The 17,629-nt window shown below is 53.2% G+C and carries 18 protein-coding genes; 6 read left to right on the top strand and 12 right to left on the bottom strand.

The annotated features are described in order from the left end of the window. Positions 1 to 282: 282 nt before the first annotated feature. The 4 genes from fumD to OGX93_RS10745 all read right to left on the bottom strand — a co-directional run bounded on the left by fumD (position 283) and on the right by OGX93_RS10745 (position 3,213). Positions 283 to 492 carry a fumarate hydratase FumD gene (fumD, locus tag OGX93_RS10760; protein WP_012132570.1) on the bottom strand — a complete coding sequence of 70 codons (210 nt, stop codon included), beginning with the start codon at positions 490 to 492 and terminating at the stop codon, positions 283 to 285. A 203-nt stretch (positions 493 to 695) separates the two neighbouring features. After that, complete coding sequence (locus OGX93_RS10755; RefSeq protein ID WP_012132572.1) at positions 696 to 1,508, bottom strand: MetQ/NlpA family ABC transporter substrate-binding protein; 813 nt, start codon at positions 1,506 to 1,508, stop codon at positions 696 to 698. 21 nt (positions 1,509 to 1,529) lie between these two features. Beyond that, entirely contained in the window at positions 1,530 to 2,198 is a 669-nt protein-coding gene (locus tag OGX93_RS10750; RefSeq protein WP_012132573.1) for a methionine ABC transporter permease, read from the bottom strand. Further along, complete coding sequence (locus OGX93_RS10745) at positions 2,191 to 3,213, bottom strand: methionine ABC transporter ATP-binding protein (protein ID WP_047457318.1); 1,023 nt, start codon at positions 3,211 to 3,213, stop codon at positions 2,191 to 2,193. The genes OGX93_RS10750 and OGX93_RS10745 overlap by 8 nt, the downstream gene beginning before the upstream one ends. A gap of 423 nt (positions 3,214 to 3,636) precedes the next feature. Between OGX93_RS10745 and OGX93_RS10740 the strand changes: the two genes are divergently transcribed. The 5 genes from OGX93_RS10740 to lpp all read left to right on the top strand — a co-directional run bounded on the left by OGX93_RS10740 (position 3,637) and on the right by lpp (position 8,499). Continuing rightward, positions 3,637 to 5,007, top strand: coding sequence for a pyridoxal-phosphate dependent enzyme (locus tag OGX93_RS10740; protein ID WP_286449614.1), 1,371 nt, complete (start codon positions 3,637 to 3,639; stop codon positions 5,005 to 5,007). A 9-nt stretch (positions 5,008 to 5,016) separates the two neighbouring features. Continuing rightward, positions 5,017 to 6,162, top strand: a complete 1,146-nt coding sequence (locus OGX93_RS10735) for a trans-sulfuration enzyme family protein (protein WP_286449615.1) — start codon at positions 5,017 to 5,019, stop codon at positions 6,160 to 6,162. A gap of 174 nt (positions 6,163 to 6,336) precedes the next feature. Next, the gene (gene ynhH / locus OGX93_RS10730; RefSeq protein ID WP_244264181.1) at positions 6,337 to 6,531 is read left to right on the top strand and encodes a protein YnhH; all 195 of its coding nucleotides are present in this window, start codon (positions 6,337 to 6,339) and stop codon (positions 6,529 to 6,531) included. Positions 6,532 to 6,538: 7 nt separating this feature from the next. Next, positions 6,539 to 7,951: a pyruvate kinase PykF gene (gene pykF / locus OGX93_RS10725; RefSeq protein ID WP_012132579.1), complete on the top strand. Its 1,413-nt coding sequence runs from the start codon at positions 6,539 to 6,541 to the stop codon at positions 7,949 to 7,951. Positions 7,952 to 8,262: 311 nt separating this feature from the next. After that, on the top strand, positions 8,263 to 8,499 hold the full coding sequence (gene lpp, locus OGX93_RS10720) for a murein lipoprotein Lpp (RefSeq protein ID WP_001082307.1): 237 nt from the start codon (positions 8,263 to 8,265) through the stop codon (positions 8,497 to 8,499). Between the two features lie 68 nt (positions 8,500 to 8,567). Here the strand turns inward: lpp and ldtE are convergent, their stop codons facing one another. The 8 genes from ldtE to OGX93_RS10680 form a co-directional block, all read right to left on the bottom strand. After that, positions 8,568 to 9,572 (bottom strand): L,D-transpeptidase LdtE, encoded by a 1,005-nt coding sequence (ldtE, locus tag OGX93_RS10715; protein WP_286449616.1) that lies wholly within the window; start codon positions 9,570 to 9,572, stop codon positions 8,568 to 8,570. A 101-nt stretch (positions 9,573 to 9,673) separates the two neighbouring features. After that, positions 9,674 to 10,090, bottom strand: coding sequence for a cysteine desulfuration protein SufE (gene sufE / locus OGX93_RS10710; protein WP_049011812.1), 417 nt, complete (start codon positions 10,088 to 10,090; stop codon positions 9,674 to 9,676). A gap of 12 nt (positions 10,091 to 10,102) precedes the next feature. Further along, complete coding sequence (sufS, locus tag OGX93_RS10705; RefSeq protein WP_012132582.1) at positions 10,103 to 11,323, bottom strand: cysteine desulfurase SufS; 1,221 nt, start codon at positions 11,321 to 11,323, stop codon at positions 10,103 to 10,105. Continuing rightward, positions 11,320 to 12,591, bottom strand: a complete 1,272-nt coding sequence (gene sufD / locus OGX93_RS10700; RefSeq protein WP_115609351.1) for a Fe-S cluster assembly protein SufD — start codon at positions 12,589 to 12,591, stop codon at positions 11,320 to 11,322. Before sufD ends, sufS begins: the two co-directional genes overlap by 4 nt. After that, positions 12,566 to 13,312 (bottom strand): Fe-S cluster assembly ATPase SufC, encoded by a 747-nt coding sequence (gene sufC / locus OGX93_RS10695; RefSeq protein WP_012132584.1) that lies wholly within the window; start codon positions 13,310 to 13,312, stop codon positions 12,566 to 12,568. Before sufC ends, sufD begins: the two co-directional genes overlap by 26 nt. Positions 13,313 to 13,328: 16 nt before the next feature. Further along, positions 13,329 to 14,816, bottom strand: a complete 1,488-nt coding sequence (gene sufB / locus OGX93_RS10690; RefSeq protein WP_049011809.1) for a Fe-S cluster assembly protein SufB — start codon at positions 14,814 to 14,816, stop codon at positions 13,329 to 13,331. Between the two features lie 8 nt (positions 14,817 to 14,824). Then, the gene (gene sufA / locus OGX93_RS10685) at positions 14,825 to 15,193 is read right to left on the bottom strand and encodes a Fe-S cluster assembly scaffold SufA (protein WP_012132586.1); all 369 of its coding nucleotides are present in this window, start codon (positions 15,191 to 15,193) and stop codon (positions 14,825 to 14,827) included. Between the two features lie 553 nt (positions 15,194 to 15,746). Then, a complete protein-coding gene (locus OGX93_RS10680; RefSeq protein WP_286449617.1) occupies positions 15,747 to 16,640 on the bottom strand; it encodes a LysR family transcriptional regulator in 894 nt (297 codons plus the stop codon). Between the two features lie 125 nt (positions 16,641 to 16,765). On the opposite strand from OGX93_RS10680, the gene OGX93_RS10675 reads away from it, so the two are divergent. Next, entirely contained in the window at positions 16,766 to 17,617 is an 852-nt protein-coding gene (locus tag OGX93_RS10675; protein WP_199971529.1) for a Vmh family MBL fold metallo-hydrolase, read from the top strand. The last annotated feature ends 12 nt before the right edge of the window (positions 17,618 to 17,629 follow it).

Genomic DNA, 17,629 nt, shown 5'->3' with positions numbered 1-17,629 from the left:
GTGGTTATTCAGTGCTATTAACTTTGATCGTTATCAATTAAAAACCGGAAGTGAAATAATAAAAGCGGAGTGATATTTATTATCATTTAGAGGATATAAAACACGGCAACCTATTAATAATTAATAATGTGACCTCGTTCCCATTATTAATATCAATCGCCTTCGTTATATATTAATATACATATCGATATTAATATAAACGCGATATATGATTATTTACAAGGTGAAGAATTTAAATACCGGGAATAAGGGATGACGAAGCGAGCGCCATCCCTGAGAGAATTATCCTGCCAGGGCTTTGATAACCGTTTCCATCGCCTGTTTTTCAAGTTCGCTGCGCTGGAGTCGCTGGTTCGCCATGGCGGTTCGTAACACTCCCGCAATCACGATATGCTTCGGCTCTTGCCCCAGGTCGCGCATCTCCAGAACCACTTTGCCAACCACTCTGCACATCTCACGGTACAGTTCGTCGTCTTTTGTCAGGTTTCCCATTATTGTCTCTCATCGCCAGCACAAACAAACAGCATATATCACTCTAACGATGAAGACAAAACTCAAATAAATCAAACAAATAAACAGAGTGACTATTCAACTTAACCGATATCCGTCACCTCACACTCTGTAACTTGCTCACCCGTTCGGCCAGGCTCTTTTATAGGCCGGATAAGCGTCACGCTATCCGGCACTACGTGGTATTAGTTATTGACCGGAATCACCGCGCCTTTGTACTTCGTGCGGATCCAGTCCTGAATCTCTTTTGAGTGCAGAACGTCAACCAGCGCCACGATGTCTTTTTTCTTCTCGTCGCCACGGTGTACGGTAATGATGTTGGCGTACGGATTGTTTTCACCGCTCTCAACGGCGATCGGATCGTTAACCGGGTCCAGACCTGCGTCGATAGCGTAGTTGGCGTTAATCACCACCGCATCGCCTTCATCATTGTTGTACATCTGTGGTAACAGCGCCGCTTCCACGTTCGGCAGGAACTTCAGTTTTTTCGGGTTATCCACGATGTCGCTGATGCGCGCGCTGACCTTATCCACGTCCGGCTTCAGTTTGATCACGCCCTCTTTTTCAAAGATCGACAGAATACGTCCCTCTTCAGATACCGCGTCACGCATAATGATCCTGCCGCCTTCAGGCAGATCTTTCAGCGATTTGTATTTTTTAGAGTAGATGCCGATCGGCTCAATATGAATCGCCCCGGCGCTGACGAAATCATAGGTTTTATCACCTGCATGATCTTTCAGCACGCTATTCAGGTACGGGATATGCTGGAAGTAGTTGGCGTCGATTTCACGACCGGCCAGCGCGGTGTTCGGCAGAATGTAATCCTGGAAAGGTTTAATCTCCAGATCGATCCCCTGTTTCGCCAGAATCGGTTTCGCCTGCTCAAGGATTTCCGCATGCGGTACGTTAGAGGCGCCAACGGTCAGCGTATCCGCCCAGGAGGCAAAGCTCAGGGCGCTTAAGGTTGCTGCGGCGAGTAATGTCAGTGATTTTTTCATGATAATGGTTTCCGTATTTTATTAGCGTTTATCTAACAGAGAGGTGATCACATCGCCGCAGAACTGGATAATGAAGACGATGATCAGGATAGTCACCGTCGCCACCAGCGTGACGTCGTTGTGGTTGCGCTGGAATCCTTCCAGATAAGCCAGGTTCCCTAAACCGCCTGCCCCAATCACTCCGGCCATCGCGCTGTAACTGACCAGCGCAATCAGCGTCACGGTGATCCCGGACACCAGTGCGGGTGATGATTCAGGCAGTAAAACCCGAAAAATAAGTGTGCTGAGACGTGCGCCCATTGAACGCGTGGCTTCAATCACGCCTCTGTCAACCTCGCGCAGTGCGATTTCAACCAGACGCGCATAAAACGGCGCCGCCCCGACAATCAACGCAGGCAGCGCAGCGTTCGCCCCGAGAATGGTGCCGACCAGCGCTTTGGTAAACGGGATCAGTAAGACGATCAAAATGATGAACGGGATCGAGCGAAAAATATTCACCACCAGCGAAATGACGCTATACAGCGTGCGGTTCTGAAACAGCCCGCCGCGCGCGGTCAAAAATAACGCCAGCCCCAGTACAATCCCCAGCACAAACGTCGCGATACCGGAAAGCGCCGTCATATAGAGCGTTTCCTGCGTTGCCGCAAAAAGTTGTTCCCATTTCAGATGGGGAAACAGATTCTCAACCATGTTGTACTACCTCACCTTCAATATCGCTCTGCCGCAAATCCGCCAGAATATTATTCAGTTGTTCTTCCGTCGCCACGACGTGCAGCCACAGTTGGCCAAACACGCCATGTGCGGTTTGCGTCATCTTGCCGTGTAAGATATTGAAAGGCAGGCCATAACGCAGGGTAAGCTCCCCTACGATCGGCTGATGCGTACTGTGCCCGGTGAAGGTCAGCTTAATCACCGTCCCGCCCAGCTCGCTCGCCAGCTGCGGGTTAAACGCCTCCTCTTCGGCATACTGACTTACCTGGCGGACAAACTGCCGGGTAATCGGCTGTTGCGGATGAGTAAAGACGTTCAGCACATCGCCTTCCTCCACCACTCTGCCGTTTTCCATCACCGCAACGCGATCGCAGATTTTGCGCACCACATGCATCTCGTGGGTAATAAGCACAATCGTGAGCTGGAAGCGGCGATTAATATCGAGCAGCAGATCCAGAATCTGATCGGTGGTTTGCGGGTCCAGCGCGGAAGTCGCCTCGTCGCAGAGCAGCACATCCGGGTTATTTGCCAGCGCACGGGCAATCCCCACACGCTGCTTTTGCCCGCCGCTCAGTTGGGATGGGTAAGCATTCTCACGCCCGGTTAATCCCACCAGGTCGATCAGCTCCGCCACCCGCGCCTTGATTTTTGCTTTTGGCGCGCCCGCGATTTGCATAGAAAAAGCGATGTTTTCGCTGACGGTACGCGACCACAGCAAATTGAAGTGCTGAAACACCATGCTGATTTTCAGCCGCGCCTGGCGCAGGGACTCTCCTGTCGCCGCTGAAATATCATGACCATTGATGGTCACGCTGCCCACGGTCGGTTTTTCCAGACCGTTCAGCAAACGAATCAACGTACTCTTTCCGGCGCCGCTGTAGCCAATAATCCCGTAAATTTGTCCCTGTTCAACCGTCAGATTAACGTTATCCACTGCGGTAATAGACAGCTTGCCGGGCGTAAAAACTTTCGAAATATTTTTCAGGACGATCATATCGTTATCGTATCCGCTGCTGCTTATGGTTATCCTGCCAGTGCTTTTAGCTGTTTAGCAGTATGGATGTCCAAACGAGTGTAATCAGGGTGTTTCTGCTTTTAAATGACCAAAAAGGAATTTGATATATCCGTAAGGAATAAGAGAGGCGCTGCGCGGGAAAATGGCTTTAGTACAATTTCGGCAACCTTTATGCAGGAAGTGGCATTATCCTTAACGCGAGCAGCGTAAACTGTTGAATTAATCGACAAAAACAGGGTTATTCGGCCATCAACACCGCCAGACGACCGCACGGCTAAACGTCCTGCCATCCAAATAGCGTTTTATATTCCATTCTGTTCTTATTCACAGACAAACATTCTTTAGGCGTGCATTTTGGCAACCCTATTATTTCGTCATGTTATTCACTGACGGATATTCACCATGACAACGTTTCACTCCATAACAGAACTGATTGGCAATACGCCGCTGCTTCAGTTGCATAAGCTGAATAGCGGCGTAAGCGAACTCTTTTTGAAACTGGAGAACCAGAATCCGGGCGGTTCGATTAAAGATCGCGTCGCACTTTCTATGATCAATGAAGCGGAAAGACAGGGGCTGCTAAAACCCGGCGGCACGATTATTGAAGCGACGGCGGGCAACACCGGGCTGGGGCTGGCGCTGATCGCCGCGCAAAAAGGTTATGCCCTGACGCTGGTCGTGCCGGACAAAATGAGCCGTGAGAAGATCTTCCATTTACGCGCGCTTGGCGCACAGGTGGTATTAACCCGCTCAGACGTCAACAAAGGTCATCCGGACTATTATCAGGATTACGCACGCCGTCTGGCGCAGGAGACGCCCGGCGCCTTCTATATTGATCAGTTCAACAACGCCGCGAACCCGCTGGCGCATGCTTCCACCACCGCCCCCGAATTGTTTGCCCAGATGGATGGCCGCATTGACGCCATCGTGGTCGGCGTCGGTTCCGGCGGCACGCTGGGCGGTTTACAGGCATGGTTTCGCGAACACTCCCCGCACACGGAGTTCGTGCTGGCCGACCCCGCCGGTTCAATCCTTGCCGATCAGGTCGAGACAGGCACATTCGGCACCGCCGGTTCCTGGCTGGTTGAAGGGATTGGCGAGGACTTTATTCCGCCGCTCGCCCACATCGAATCCGTTTCACAGGCCTTTCGCATCAGCGATAAAGACGCCTTCGCCACGGCGCGCGAGTTGCTCAGAACCGAAGGCATCCTTGCCGGTTCATCGACCGGTACGCTGCTCGCCGCCGCCCTGCGCTACTGCCAGGCGCAGACGCAGCCAAAGCGCGTGGCGACCTTCGCCTGCGATAGCGGCAACAAGTATCTCTCGAAAATGTTTAACGATGACTGGATGCGCCAGCAAGGGCTCATCACCCGGCCACAGGCTGGCGATCTGAGCGACTTCATCGCCTTACGTCATGACGAAGGGGCAACCGTGACCGCCGCGCCGGACGATACGCTGGCGACCGTGCTGGCGCGTATGCGCCTGTACGATATTTCGCAGTTGCCGGTTCTTCAGGAGGATCAGCTTATCGGCATTATCGACGAATGGGACCTGATTACGCATATTCAGGGCGATAACCCGCGTTTTTCCCTCCTGGTAAAAGAAGCGATGACGCGCGAGGTAGTCCGGCTTGATAAACGTGAACCGGAAAGCGCGCTGAAACCTATTTTTGATCGCGGCCAGGTGGCTGTGATTGTCGACAACGACCAGTTCCTCGGTCTGGTCACCCGTAGCGATGTGCTCACCCACTGGCGCAACCGCCTGGATAAATAAGGAACTATCATGAAATCGTATTCCACACTTAGCGTCCATAGCGGAACCTTTTCTGACGCGCACGGCGCCGTTATGCCGCCGATTTATGCGACATCGACGTTTGCGCAACCCGCGCCGGGTCAGCATACCGGATATGAATATTCACGCAGCGGCAACCCAACGCGCCATGCGCTGGAAACCGCCATTGCCGAGCTGGAAGGCGGTACGCAAGGTTATGCCTTCGCGTCCGGTCTGGCGGGCATTGCTACCGTGCTTGAACTTCTCGATAAAGACAGCCATCTGGTGGCGATTGACGATGTCTATGGCGGCACCTATCGACTGATTGAAAATGTGCGCCGTCGCAGCGCCGGACTACAGGTTAGCTGGGTAAAACCTGACGATCTGGCCGGTATCGAAGCCGCGATTCGTCCTGATACCCGCATGATCTGGGTAGAAACGCCGACAAATCCGTTACTAAAACTGGCCGATCTGGCGGCCATTGCCGATATCGCGCGTCGCCACCAGCTTATCAGCGTGGCCGATAACACCTTCGCTTCGCCGTTGATCCATCGTCCTCTTGATCTGGGGTTCGATATTGTGGTGCATTCCGCGACGAAATACCTGAACGGCCATTCAGACGTCGTCGCCGGACTGGCGGTCGTCGGGGACAACCCGGCGCTCGCACAACAGCTGGGGTATCTGCAAAACGCCGTCGGCGGCGTACTGGACCCATTTAGCAGTTTTCTGACATTACGCGGTATTCGCACGCTGGCCTTGCGAATTGAGCGGCACAGCGGCAATGCGCTGACGCTGGCGCAATGGCTGGAAAAACATCCGGCGGTAGAATACGTCTGGTATCCGGGGCTGGCGTCGCATCCTCAGCATGCCCTTGCGCGCCAGCAAATGTCACAGTTCGGCGGGATGATCTCCATCGTCATAAAAGGCGATGACCAGCGCGCCACTGACGTTATCACGCGGCTGAAATTATTCACCCTGGCGGAAAGCCTGGGCGGTGTTGAAAGCCTCGTCAGCCAGCCGTTTACCATGACTCACGCCTCTATTCCGCTTGAGCAGCGTCTGGCGAATGGCATCACCCCGCAATTGATTCGCCTGTCAGTGGGCATTGAAGATGTTCAGGATTTGCAGGACGATTTAGCTCAGGCGCTCGCCGGGTAGTTGCGCAACGCCGCCCTTTCCCGGGCGGCACAACGCAAGGATCATAATTAACGCTTTAATAACAATTTGTTGTGAATCTGCACAGATGTTTTTTGAAACGCTGTTTTCATTTTCCTTTTGTGTAAATTTCAGCGTATAATGCGCGCCAATTGTCTCTTGAATGGTTTCAGCGCATTGGACTGCAAAACTCAACGACTAAAAAACACGCCATCCCGTTGGGCTGAAACACGAGCACACATTCCTCTGCACGCTCTTTCGATGTCACCTATCCTTAGAGCGAGGCAACACCACTTTCGCAACACAGGTTTAGCTTCAAGGCCGTGCGCCCCTGAAGCCAGATTTCCATATCCTTCTCAACTTAAAGACTAAGACTGTCATGAAAAAGACGAAAATTGTTTGCACCATCGGTCCGAAAACCGAATCTGAAGAGATGTTAACCAAAATGCTGGACGCAGGCATGAACGTTATGCGTCTGAACTTCTCTCACGGTGACTATGCAGAACACGGTCAGCGCATCAAGAATTTGCGCAACGTAATGAGCAAAACCGGTAAAAAAGCCGCAATCCTGCTCGATACCAAAGGCCCGGAAATCCGTACCATTAAACTGGAAGGTGGTAATGACGTCTCCCTGAAAGCGGGCCAGACCTTCACTTTCACAACGGACAAATCCGTTATCGGCAACAGCGAAATGGTTGCCGTCACTTACGAAGGTTTCACTTCTGACCTGTCCGTAGGCAACACCGTACTGGTTGACGATGGTCTGATCGGTATGGAAGTCACCGCGATCGAAGGTAACAAGGTTATCTGTAAAGTGCTGAACAACGGCGACCTGGGCGAAAACAAAGGCGTTAACCTGCCGGGCGTTTCCATCGCGCTGCCAGCACTGGCTGAAAAAGACAAACAGGATCTGATCTTCGGCTGCGAACAAGGCGTTGACTTTGTTGCCGCGTCCTTTATCCGTAAGCGTTCTGACGTTGTTGAAATCCGTGAGCACCTGAAAGCGCACGGCGGCGAGAACATCCAGATCATCTCCAAGATCGAAAACCAGGAAGGCCTGAACAACTTCGATGAGATCCTCGAAGCGTCTGACGGCATCATGGTTGCTCGTGGCGACATGGGCGTTGAGATCCCGGTTGAAGAAGTTATCTTCGCGCAGAAGATGATCATCGAAAAATGTATCCGCGCACGTAAAGTCGTTATCACCGCGACCCAGATGCTGGATTCCATGATCAAGAACCCGCGTCCGACCCGCGCAGAAGCTGGCGACGTGGCGAACGCCATCCTCGACGGCACCGACGCAGTGATGCTGTCCGGCGAATCCGCAAAAGGAAAATACCCGCTGGAAGCCGTCACCATCATGGCGACCATCTGCGAGCGTACTGACCGCGTGATGACCAGCCGTCTGGACTTCAATAACGACAGCCGTAAACTGCGCATCACCGAAGCAGTGTGCCGCGGCGCGGTTGAAACTGCCGAAAAACTGGAAGCGCCGGTCATTGTCGTTGCAACTCAGGGCGGTAAATCTGCTCGCGCAGTACGTAAATACTTCCCGGACGCTACCATCCTGGCGCTGACCACCAACGAAGTGACCGCGCGTCAGCTGGTGCTGAGCAAAGGCATTGTGCCGCAGCTGGTGAAAGAAATTAACTCTACTGACGACTTCTACCGTCTGGGTAAAGAAGTCGCTCTACAGAGCGGTCTGGGCCAGAAAGGCGACGTTGTGGTCATGGTTTCCGGCGCGCTGGTACCGAGCGGCACGACCAACACCGCATCTGTTCACGTCCTGTAATAATTCCTGTGTGAATTAATTTTCTGAATAAAAAGCGCCCTCGCGGCGCTTTTTTTATTTAATCGATAGCCACTCTTAATAAAAAATCAAATCGGATTTCACTATCTAATCGCAGATTATCTAAGACGAATCCGATGGAAGGATTCTGTTTTCACTCGGTTTTTTAGCCATTTTAGCTCAATTCGATGCTTCTTTGAGCGAACGATCAAAAATAAGTGCATTCCCGTCAAAAAAATATTCTCAACCTAAAAAAGTTTGTGTAATACTTGTAACGCTACATGGAGATTAACTCAATCTAGAGGGTATTAATAATGAATCGTACTAAACTGGTACTGGGCGCGGTAATCCTGGGTTCTACTCTGCTGGCTGGTTGCTCCAGCAACGCTAAAATCGATCAGCTGTCTTCTGACGTTCAGACTCTGAACGCTAAAGTTGACCAGCTGAGCAACGACGTGAACGCAATGCGTTCCGACGTTCAGGCTGCTAAAGACGACGCAGCTCGCGCTAACCAGCGTCTGGACAACCAGGCTACTAAATACCGTAAGTAATAGTACCTGTGTAATAAAAATGGCGCACATTGTGCGCCATTTTTTTTGCCTGTGTTTACCCTTCTCTGCTACTGCGTTGCCTGGGTTTCAGCGCCGCTCCCGGGTTGGCTGTTTTGCGCGGACTCCACCACAGAGCGACCAGAAGCTATCGGCGCCTGCCCTGATGTAACGGTAACCGGATATCCCGCCCGGCGATACAGCGCGTTTTCCACCAGGCGCTCATCCACCTCCTGAGTCGCCTTAAACTGCGTAAAGCCTGCTGGCAGCACATACGGCATCGTCTGTACGTTTTGCTCCTCTTCAGGCGACAGCGGGCGGTGTACCTCAACGTAACGCATTCCATTTGGTTCCACGGAGAATTTCACCGGTTCGTTAATCACCCGTACCGGCGTTCCCGTTCTGACCTGCGCAAACAGCGCCTTAATGTCCGGCGCGTTCATCCGAATACAGCCGGAACTGACGCGTAACCCGACGCTGTCCGGGGCATTGGTGCCGTGAATGAGATACTCACCGTTGCCGTATGCCAGGCGCAGGGCGAAGCGTCCTAACGGGTTATTTGGCCCGGCGGGCACCACCGGCGGCAGCGTAATGCCGCGTTCAAGCGAGCGTTTGCGGATACCTGCCGTCGGCGTCCAGGTCGGATTCGGGATTTTTTGCCCGACGCGCGTCGCCATCACTGGCGTTTCCAGCCCCTCTAAACCAATACCGATAGGGTAAACCTGAACACTATTTTCACCCGGCGGGAAATAATAGAGTCGTAACTCCGCCAGGTTCACAATAATGCCTTCACGCGGCGCATCGGGTAATAACAGTTGAGATGGAATGATAATCGGCGTCCCCGGTTTAGGGACCGGCGCGATGGTATTATTTGCCTCCAGGATCAGCATTGCGGCAGTATCAAAACGCCGGGCAATCGCCTGTAAGTTTTTATCCCCCGCTTGCACGGTATAGGTTTGATTCTGCCCGACAAGGCGACTGTTTGCTGGCGGCAAGGGGTAATCCACTGCCCAGGCCGCCTGAAATGCGCTGTAAGCGCCGAAAAGTGTAACTGCAATGAGAGACGCACGTTTCATATCCACCCCCCTGGCGTTTTGCCGGATGGCGGTTAAATGCCTTATCCGGCCTACGAGTCACGTAGAGCTGTACGCCATCTGGCGTTCTACGTCTTTTCAGTTTAGCTAAGAGTTGCGGCTCTGGCGCGGATCGCGCGAATCATTGCTTCCAGTCCCTGTGAACGGGAGGGCGTGAGATGTTGCGTCAGCGCCATTTTTTCAAACCACGGCCGCACATCAAAATTCACAATATCCTGTGGCGTCATCTGATGATACAAAATGAAGACGATGGCAATTAACCCTTTTACTATTGCTGCATCGCTGTCGCCCTGCAATTCAATAACGCCGTCAGCGTTCTGACGCATAACAATCCATACCTGACTCTGACATCCCTGAATACTATTTTCCGGGCGACGATCCTGCTCATTTAATTCCGCCAGACGCTGCCCCAGTTCAATAATGTACAGATACTTTTCTTCCCAATTGGCGCAACGCTGAAAATTACGCAGCAATCTTTCTTTATCTGGTAGCGCAGCCATAGCGTCTCCCTGTTATCCCAGTAAGCGATGAATACGTTTTAGCCCGGTTGCCAGACGATCCACTTCTTCATGGGTGTTATACATTGCTATCGACGCCCGGCACATGGCGGGAACGTTGTAATACGTCATCAGCGGCATTGCGCAGTGATGGCCGGTTCGCACGGCGATACCGTAATTGTCGAGGAAGCTGCCCACGTCATAGGCGTGGTGTTTGCCCAGATTAAAGGCGATGACCCCCAGCCGGTTAGCCGGGCCATATAGCGTCAACTCCGGCACGTCCGCCAGCTGTTCCAGCGCATAGTGCATCAGGTTTTGTTCATATTCGCTGATTTCCGCCAGCCCTAACGCGCAAACGTATTCAATGGCGGCGCCAAGGCCGATAATTCCGCCCGTGTTCGGCGTCCCCGCCTCAAAACGCCAGGGCGCTTTGGTCCAGGTCGTCCCTTCCGTCAGACTAACGGTCGCAATCATCGAACCGCCGCCTTCCCACGGCGGCATATCCTGAAGCAGTTCCTCCCGGACATACAGCACGCCGATACCGGTGGGGCCATACAGCTTATGCCCGGAGAAAACGTAAAAATCACAATCCAGCGCCTGAACATCCACCGCATGGTGCATTACCGCCTGCGCGCCATCAACCAGCACTTTCGCGCCATACTGATGCGCCAGCGCGATCATTTCAGGAAGCGGGTTTTCCGTTCCCAGCACGTTCGACACATGCGCGATAGCCAGCAGTCGGGTACGCTCATCAAACAGCGACGGGAGCGTATCCAGCTGCAACGTGCCGTCCGTATTGAGCGGAATGACGCGCAGTTCCGCCCCTGTACGCGCGCACAGCATCTGCCAGGGGACAATATTGGCGTGGTGCTCCATCTCGCTGATGATGATGTTATCGCCAGCCCGAACATTCTCCGGCCCCCAGCTGTTGGCAACAAGGTTGATGCCCTCTGTCGTCCCGCGCACGAACACCAGCTCTTCCGCTGAACGGGCATTAATGAACAGCGATGCCTGTTTACGCACATTTTCCATCTTCTCGGTGGCCTGCGCGCTCAGCGTATGGATGCCCCGGTGCACCGCCGCATAGCCATGACGGTAAAACTCCGCCTCAGCGTCAATCACCTGGTTGGGCTTTTGCGCACTGGCCGCGCTATCCAGATACGCCAACGGCAGCCCGTTGACTTCACGCGTCAGGACGGGAAAATCAGCCCGCACTTTTTCGATGGGAAATGTCATGCTATGCCTCCCGGCAGGCGAAGCCCTATTCGCGCCAGCACCTGTTGTTTAAGCGCGTCATCGCCGAGGGCTTCCGTCAACTCAGCGGCAAACGCGTAGAGAATCATCTGTCTGGCATCCTGCTCTCCAATCCCGCGTGAACGCAGGTAGAACATCTGCTCGTCATCAATCCGTCCTACCGTCGCCCCGTGGCTGCATTTCACGTCATCGGCGTAAATCTCCAGCTGCGGTTTGGTGTCCACCTCGGCAAGTTTACCGAGCAGCAGATTGTTATTGGTCATTTGTCCGTCGGTTTTAATGGCGTGCTGCGCCACGTTGATCAAGCCATTGAATACCGCCCGACCTTTATCGCTGACAATAGTTTTATGCAACTGACGGCTGTTGCAGTAACCCTTGTTGTGCTCCAGCCACGTACGGGTATCACACACTTCGTTTTTCACCGGCATCGCCAGGCTGTTAATCCGCAGCGTGGTGTTTTCACCGTTTAACTGGGTGCTGGTGTTATGTCGCAGCACGGCATCGCCCAACAGGAAACTGTGGCTGTGCGCGCTTGCATCCGCCGCCAGCAGAATGTCGTTATGGGCAAAGTGGTGGCTCACCGGGTTTTCAAACGCCAGTTTGATGTGGTGCAGATGCGCATTCGCCGCCACGTTCATGGTCAGACGCGCCCCGGTAAAGTGTCGTGCCGCGTTAAGGCTGACATAGTGCTCTATCACCGTCGCCTCTGCCCCTTCCGCCAGTTCCAGGTGGTGACGGTAGTGCGCAGTGTTGACCTCATCGCCTTCCAGCCCCTGCGTGATGTGCATCAGCAGCAACGGCTTAGAGGGCCGCTGGTTGCGCTTAACGCTGATGTGCGTCACGCTCTGCGCCAGGCTTTCCGTCAGATGCAGGAAAACCTCCGGCTGAACCGGTGTGGCCAGCGTCTGACGTTCGTCGTTGATCGCAATGTCGAAACCGCTGGCTGTAGCGCTGTCGCTAAGCTGCGGGCTGAACTGGCCGTCAACAAACACCAGACGCACAGCGTCGATATCCAGCGCCAGCGCGTCGCGCTGTTCCTGAGTAACCTCGGCAAAACGGCTGACAAACTGGCTACTGACCAACCCTTCCAGCGGCGTGTATTTCCAGTTTTCATGCTTACGCGTCGGCAGCCCCAGGCGCAGCATCTGTTGTAAATGCTGCTGCGCGTGCGCCGAGCGGGATTCGCCCTGCGCCTCAAACAGATGGTGCCATTGTTGCAGCGCGTTACTGCTGTTCGGTAAGCCAGCCATATCCTTGCTCCTCCAGTTGTTTGACCAGAGTGAAATCGCCGGACTTCACAATCCGCCCCTGATACAGGACGTGGACGTAATCAGGTTTGATGTAGTCCAGAATACGCTGATAGTGCGTCACGATAATGAACGAACGTTTACCGTCACGCAGCGAGTTGACGCCTTCCGCGACAATTTTCAGCGCATCAATATCCAGCCCGGAGTCAGACTCATCAAGAATGCACAGTTCCGGCTCCAGCACCGCCATTTGCAGAATATCGTTACGTTTCTTCTCACCACCGGAGAAGCCCACGTTTACCGAACGGGTCAACAAATCTTCCGGCATCTTCAAAAGCGCGATTTTCTCTTCCATCAGATCCTGAAAATCAAAACGATCCAGCGACTCCTGACCACGATAGCTGCGCACGGCATTCAGCGCTGTTTGCAGGAAAAACTGGTTGCTGACGCCAGGAATTTCTACCGGATACTGGAACGCCATAAAGATGCCTTCGCCCGCCCGATCCTCTGGCGACAGTTCCAGTAAATCTTTGCCTTTAAATTCGACAGAGCCGCCAACCACTTCATAATCTTCACGGCCCGCCAGCGTCGCGGAAAGCGTACTCTTCCCGGAACCGTTCGGCCCCATAATGGCATGCACTTCTCCGGGTCTGACGTCGAGGTCCAGACCGCGCAGAATCGCTTTATCTTCCACACTGACCTGTAAATCTTTAATGCTTAACATGTGCTTTCCTTAATACTTAACCGACGCTGTGTTCAAGGCTGATTGCCAGCAATTTTTGCGCTTCAACGGCAAATTCCAGCGGCAGTTCAGAGAAGACGTCTTTACAGAAGCCATTAACAATCATCGAGATGGCATCCTCTTCGCTGATGCCGCGTTGCAGGCAGTAAAAGAGCTGATCTTCACCGATCCGCGACGTCGTCGCCTCGTGCTCAAGCTGGGCGCTGTTATTACGACACTCGACATACGGGAAGGTGTGCGCGCCGCAGTCCGCGCCAATCAGCATTGAGTCGCACTGGGTAAAGTTACGGGCATTGGTTGCCGTCGGCATGATCTTCACCAGCCCGCGATAGCTGTTCTGGCTATTCCCGGCGGAGATCCCTTTTGAAATAATGGTCGATTTGGTGTTCTTACCGATGTGGATCATTTTGGTGCCGGTGTCGGCCTGCTGATGACCGCTGGTCAGCGCCACAGAGTAAAACTCACCGATGGAGTTATCGCCGCGCAGAATGCAGCTCGGGTATTTCCAGGTGATGGCCGACCCCGTTTCGGACTGCGTCCACGACATCTTGCTGTTTTCACCTTCGCACAGCGCGCGCTTGGTGACGAAGTTCAGTATCCCGCCGGTGTTGTTATCGCCGGGGAACCAGTTTTGCACGGTGGAATATTTTACTTCGGCATCTTTGTGGATGATCACCTCTACCACCGCCGCGTGCAGCTGGTAGCTGTCGCGCACTGGCGCAGAACACCCTTCGATGTAGCTGACGTAGCTGCCCTCATCCGCCACCAGAATGGTGCGTTCGAACTGCCCTGTTTTTTCCGCGTTGATTCGGAAATAGGTCGACAGCTCCATCGGGCAACGAACGCCTTTCGGCACATAAATGAAGGTGCCGTCAGACGCTACCGCAGCGTTCAGCGCAGCAAAAAAGTTGTCATTACCCGGCACCACGGTGCCCAGATATTTCTTCACCAGCTCAGGGTGATCGTGAATCGCCTCGCCAAACGAACAGAAGATGATGCCCTGTTCCGCCAGCTTTTCCCGGTAGGTGGTGGCAACGGAAACGGAGTCGAAAATGGCATCCACCGCCACCTCTTTACCCTCACGTACCGGTACGCCAAGCTGTTCGAAGGCGTCTTCCACCTCTTTGCTGAGAAACGCATTCGCACCGGTTTGCTGTACAGCACCCGGTTCTGACGCGCACGTCTCATCACAGTTACCGCACGATGGCGCAGAGTAATAACTGTAATCCTGATAATTCAGCTTATCGTAGTGCGCTTTCAGCCAGTGCGGCTCTTCCATTTCAAGCCAGGCTTTGTACGCATTAAGGCGAAACTCCAGCATCCACTCCGGCTCATTTCTTTTGGTGGAAATCGCACGCACGACCTCTTCGCTGATGCCTTTTGCCAGCTCGTCAGTCTGTAACTGGGTGAAGAAGCCTTCTTTATAATTCAGTGGACCACCGGTCCAGGTTTTGACATCGTCAGTTGCTTCAGTATTACGAGACATAGTACCGCCTATACCCCGAAGCTTTCGCCACAGCCGCATTCGTTCTGGGCTTTCGGGTTATGAAATTTAAATAACTGGTTTAATCCTTCGCGCACATAATCGACCTCTGTCCCGTCAATAAACGGCATGGCCTGAAGCGGCACGTACAACCTCGCGCCCTCCGTTTCAAACAACAGATCGTCCTTTTCCGGCTCGCTGACGGTATCCAGCACGTAACCAAATCCCGCGCACCCCGTCTGCTTCACGCCTAAACGTACGCCAAGCATGCCGGGTTGCTTCGCGACCAGGTCACGAATATGCGCCGCCGCCTCAGGCGTTAGCGTCAGACCACGCCATGCAAAATCGTCTGGATTAAATGTTCCTGAATGCAATTCCATAGGTCCACCTCGTGTAATAAGCCACCAGGGCATAACACCATGTTAGTGATAATGATTATCACTTCAACCCTCTGACAGAAGGGTCATTCGGGTTAACCGCCCTTTTTGACCACTTTTACTAAGCATAGACCTTGTTACGAGGGTTATCAGTGATGGATTATTTTATTCAATACATTGATAGATAAAGCATTTAAGAAGAGTAAACAGCGCGGCAGGTTAAAAAATTAAATATGTATCGAAAATGCCTATTTTTGAGATAGGGTTATCAATAAAAATGGGGGTCAAAAGCGGACGATGACGGTGCTAAACAATAGCTCAAACAACCGTCGGATTAGCAAATCCACTAACGTGAAAAAGAAAGAACGGAGTAATTAACAACGAACGATCGGTATTGTATGAATAACACCGATCGTTCGTTGCCCCACCCGGCGCTTATCTCCGGCACTCATTTCAGGCTTAGCTCTTGAAGGGGTGTAAGAATATTCTCATAAGTTTGCATCGCGTATTTAACAGATCTTGCTTTCTGCACAATTTTTATACGCCTTATGCTGCGTCAGGAACAGGTTTCACCGTCGCGCATCGCGCCCTGCACCGCCTCAAGAAACAGGCGTAGCGCGGCGGGCTGATGCTCACGGGAAAGGTATAACCCGTATACGGCTAATTGCCGCGGTTGTAGATGGGGCAACAAACGAACCAGTTTCTCCTGCGCCAGCCCCTCTCGCGCCTCTTTTTCCGGCACCAGCGCAATCCCCATCCCTGCCAGCGCCGCTTCACACAAAAGCGAAGAGATTCCGGCACTCAGGTTGCCCTTGATCGCAACAGAGATCGGTTCTCCCTGCTCATCCAGAAAATGCCAGGATTTTCCAGCAAATCCGCTGTAATAGAGGCAATTGTGTTGCGCCAGCGCCTCCGGCGTCTGCGGTGTGCCATAGCGATGCAGATAGTCAGGAGACGCGCAGAGCACAGACTCACAGTCACCAAGCCGACGCGCAATTGTCCCTGGCTCAGGGTTATCGGTAATGCGTATCGCCACATCAATACGCTCCCCCACTAAACTGACAGGCTGATTATTAATCTCCACTTCAATGCGCAATTCAGGATAACGCGCTAAAAAAGCGGGCAGCATTGGGGCAAGAATATGCATCGCGGTGAAATGGGCGCAGGCGACGCGCAACGTGCCGGACGGCACCTCTCGCCCGGTCGCCCCCGCAATATCCAGGGAAAGCCGCGCCAGCGTTCGCGTTTTCATCAACGCGTCTTCTCCGGCAGGCGTGATCGTCAGGCGGCGCGACGAACGATGAATAAGTCTGGCTCCGGCCCATTTCTCCATTTCATCCAGATAACGGCTCACCATCGGCCTGGAGATCCCTAATGCGCGCGCAGCCGCGCTCAGGCTACCCAAATCGCAGATATGGTTAAACACCGTTGCCGCCATCACTCTGTCCATAACCTTCCATCCGATCGTTTTATGAAACTCAGCATGTCCTGATAGGGGAATTTTAACAGATCGAGATTTGCTTAAAATAAGCCACGTAAATAAATCAACATCATCTGCCGATAAGGTCACTCAGAATGAAAATCAAAACGCTGGCACTTCTGCTGTCGCTGACTAGCGCGCCATTGTTCGCCGCCCCGCTGCAACTCGACGTTTATAATCCGCAGGAAAACGCGATTTTCCCGGTTTCTTCCACGCTGGTCTCTGGCCCTAAAGAAGCCATTTTATTCGACGCGCAGTTCAGTACCAAAGACGGGGAAAAGCTGGTCGAAATGATTAAAAATAGCGGCAAGTCGCTGAAAGCCATCGTGATTACCTCCGGCGATCCAGATTTCTATTTTGGTCTGGAACCGATTGTAAAAGCCTTCCCGAACGTGAAAGTTCTGGCAACGCCGCATGTGGTGGAACACATTCGCGCAACGAAAGACGCCAAACTGCAATACTGGGGCCCGCAAATGAAAGATGGCGCGCCAGCGGCGCTCACCATCCCGCAGGCAACTACCGAGACACAATTTACGATTGATGGGGAAACGCTGGAACTGCGTCACCCGAACGATTACGCCGCTTACGTCTGGGTCCCGGCAAACCGCGCAATACTTGGCGGAACGGGAATCGCATCCGGTATCCATGTCTGGACGGCGGATACCCAGTCTCCTGAGCAGCGTGCGGCCTGGCGTCATGTGTTGACAGAGATGCACAGTTTGCAGCCGACCCAGGTGATTCCGGGTCACTATATCGGTGAACGTCCAGCAGGCGACGCCGCTATACGCTTCACGCAGGATTACCTGCAATCCTTTGAGCAAGCGCTTGAGGCGAAAAAAGGGTCAGAGTATGTCATCAAAACGATGACCGCCGCCTGGCCTGGCCTCGCTGACGAAAGTTCCCTGACGCTGAGCGCGAAAGTGAATACCGGTGAAATGAAGTGGTAAACCGCCGCTCAT

It is taken from the genome of Citrobacter sp. CK195, assembly GCF_030333365.1.
GTDB lineage: Bacteria > Pseudomonadota > Gammaproteobacteria > Enterobacterales > Enterobacteriaceae > Citrobacter_B > Citrobacter_B koseri.
The sequence above is the reverse complement of the archived record's forward strand: the minus strand, read 5'-3'. Positions and strand labels throughout refer to the sequence as shown.

Bases quoted from the DNA above. Each gene is read 5' to 3' on its own strand.
- OGX93_RS10675 (WP_199971529.1), top strand. From the start codon at position 16,766: ATGAAAATCAAAACGCTGGCACTTCTGCTGTCGCTGACTAGCGCGCCA.
- OGX93_RS10745 (WP_047457318.1), bottom strand. From the start codon at position 3,213: ATGATCGTCCTGAAAAATATTTCGAAAGTTTTTACGCCCGGCAAGCTG.
- pykF (WP_012132579.1), top strand. From the start codon at position 6,539: ATGAAAAAGACGAAAATTGTTTGCACCATCGGTCCGAAAACCGAATCT.
- sufS (WP_012132582.1), bottom strand. From the start codon at position 11,323: ATGACATTTCCCATCGAAAAAGTGCGGGCTGATTTTCCCGTCCTGACG.
- OGX93_RS10755 (WP_012132572.1), bottom strand. From the start codon at position 1,508: ATGAAAAAATCACTGACATTACTCGCCGCAGCAACCTTAAGCGCCCTG.
- fumD (WP_012132570.1), bottom strand. From the start codon at position 492: ATGGGAAACCTGACAAAAGACGACGAACTGTACCGTGAGATGTGCAGA.
- sufC (WP_012132584.1), bottom strand. From the start codon at position 13,312: ATGTTAAGCATTAAAGATTTACAGGTCAGTGTGGAAGATAAAGCGATT.
- OGX93_RS10750 (WP_012132573.1), bottom strand. From the start codon at position 2,198: ATGGTTGAGAATCTGTTTCCCCATCTGAAATGGGAACAACTTTTTGCG.
- OGX93_RS10680 (WP_286449617.1), bottom strand. From the start codon at position 16,640: ATGGACAGAGTGATGGCGGCAACGGTGTTTAACCATATCTGCGATTTG.
- sufD (WP_115609351.1), bottom strand. From the start codon at position 12,591: ATGGCTGGCTTACCGAACAGCAGTAACGCGCTGCAACAATGGCACCAT.
- lpp (WP_001082307.1), top strand. From the start codon at position 8,263: ATGAATCGTACTAAACTGGTACTGGGCGCGGTAATCCTGGGTTCTACT.
- sufB (WP_049011809.1), bottom strand. From the start codon at position 14,816: ATGTCTCGTAATACTGAAGCAACTGACGATGTCAAAACCTGGACCGGT.
- ldtE (WP_286449616.1), bottom strand. From the start codon at position 9,572: ATGAAACGTGCGTCTCTCATTGCAGTTACACTTTTCGGCGCTTACAGC.
- OGX93_RS10740 (WP_286449614.1), top strand. From the start codon at position 3,637: ATGACAACGTTTCACTCCATAACAGAACTGATTGGCAATACGCCGCTG.
- sufA (WP_012132586.1), bottom strand. From the start codon at position 15,193: ATGGAATTGCATTCAGGAACATTTAATCCAGACGATTTTGCATGGCGT.
- sufE (WP_049011812.1), bottom strand. From the start codon at position 10,090: ATGGCTGCGCTACCAGATAAAGAAAGATTGCTGCGTAATTTTCAGCGT.
- OGX93_RS10735 (WP_286449615.1), top strand. From the start codon at position 5,017: ATGAAATCGTATTCCACACTTAGCGTCCATAGCGGAACCTTTTCTGAC.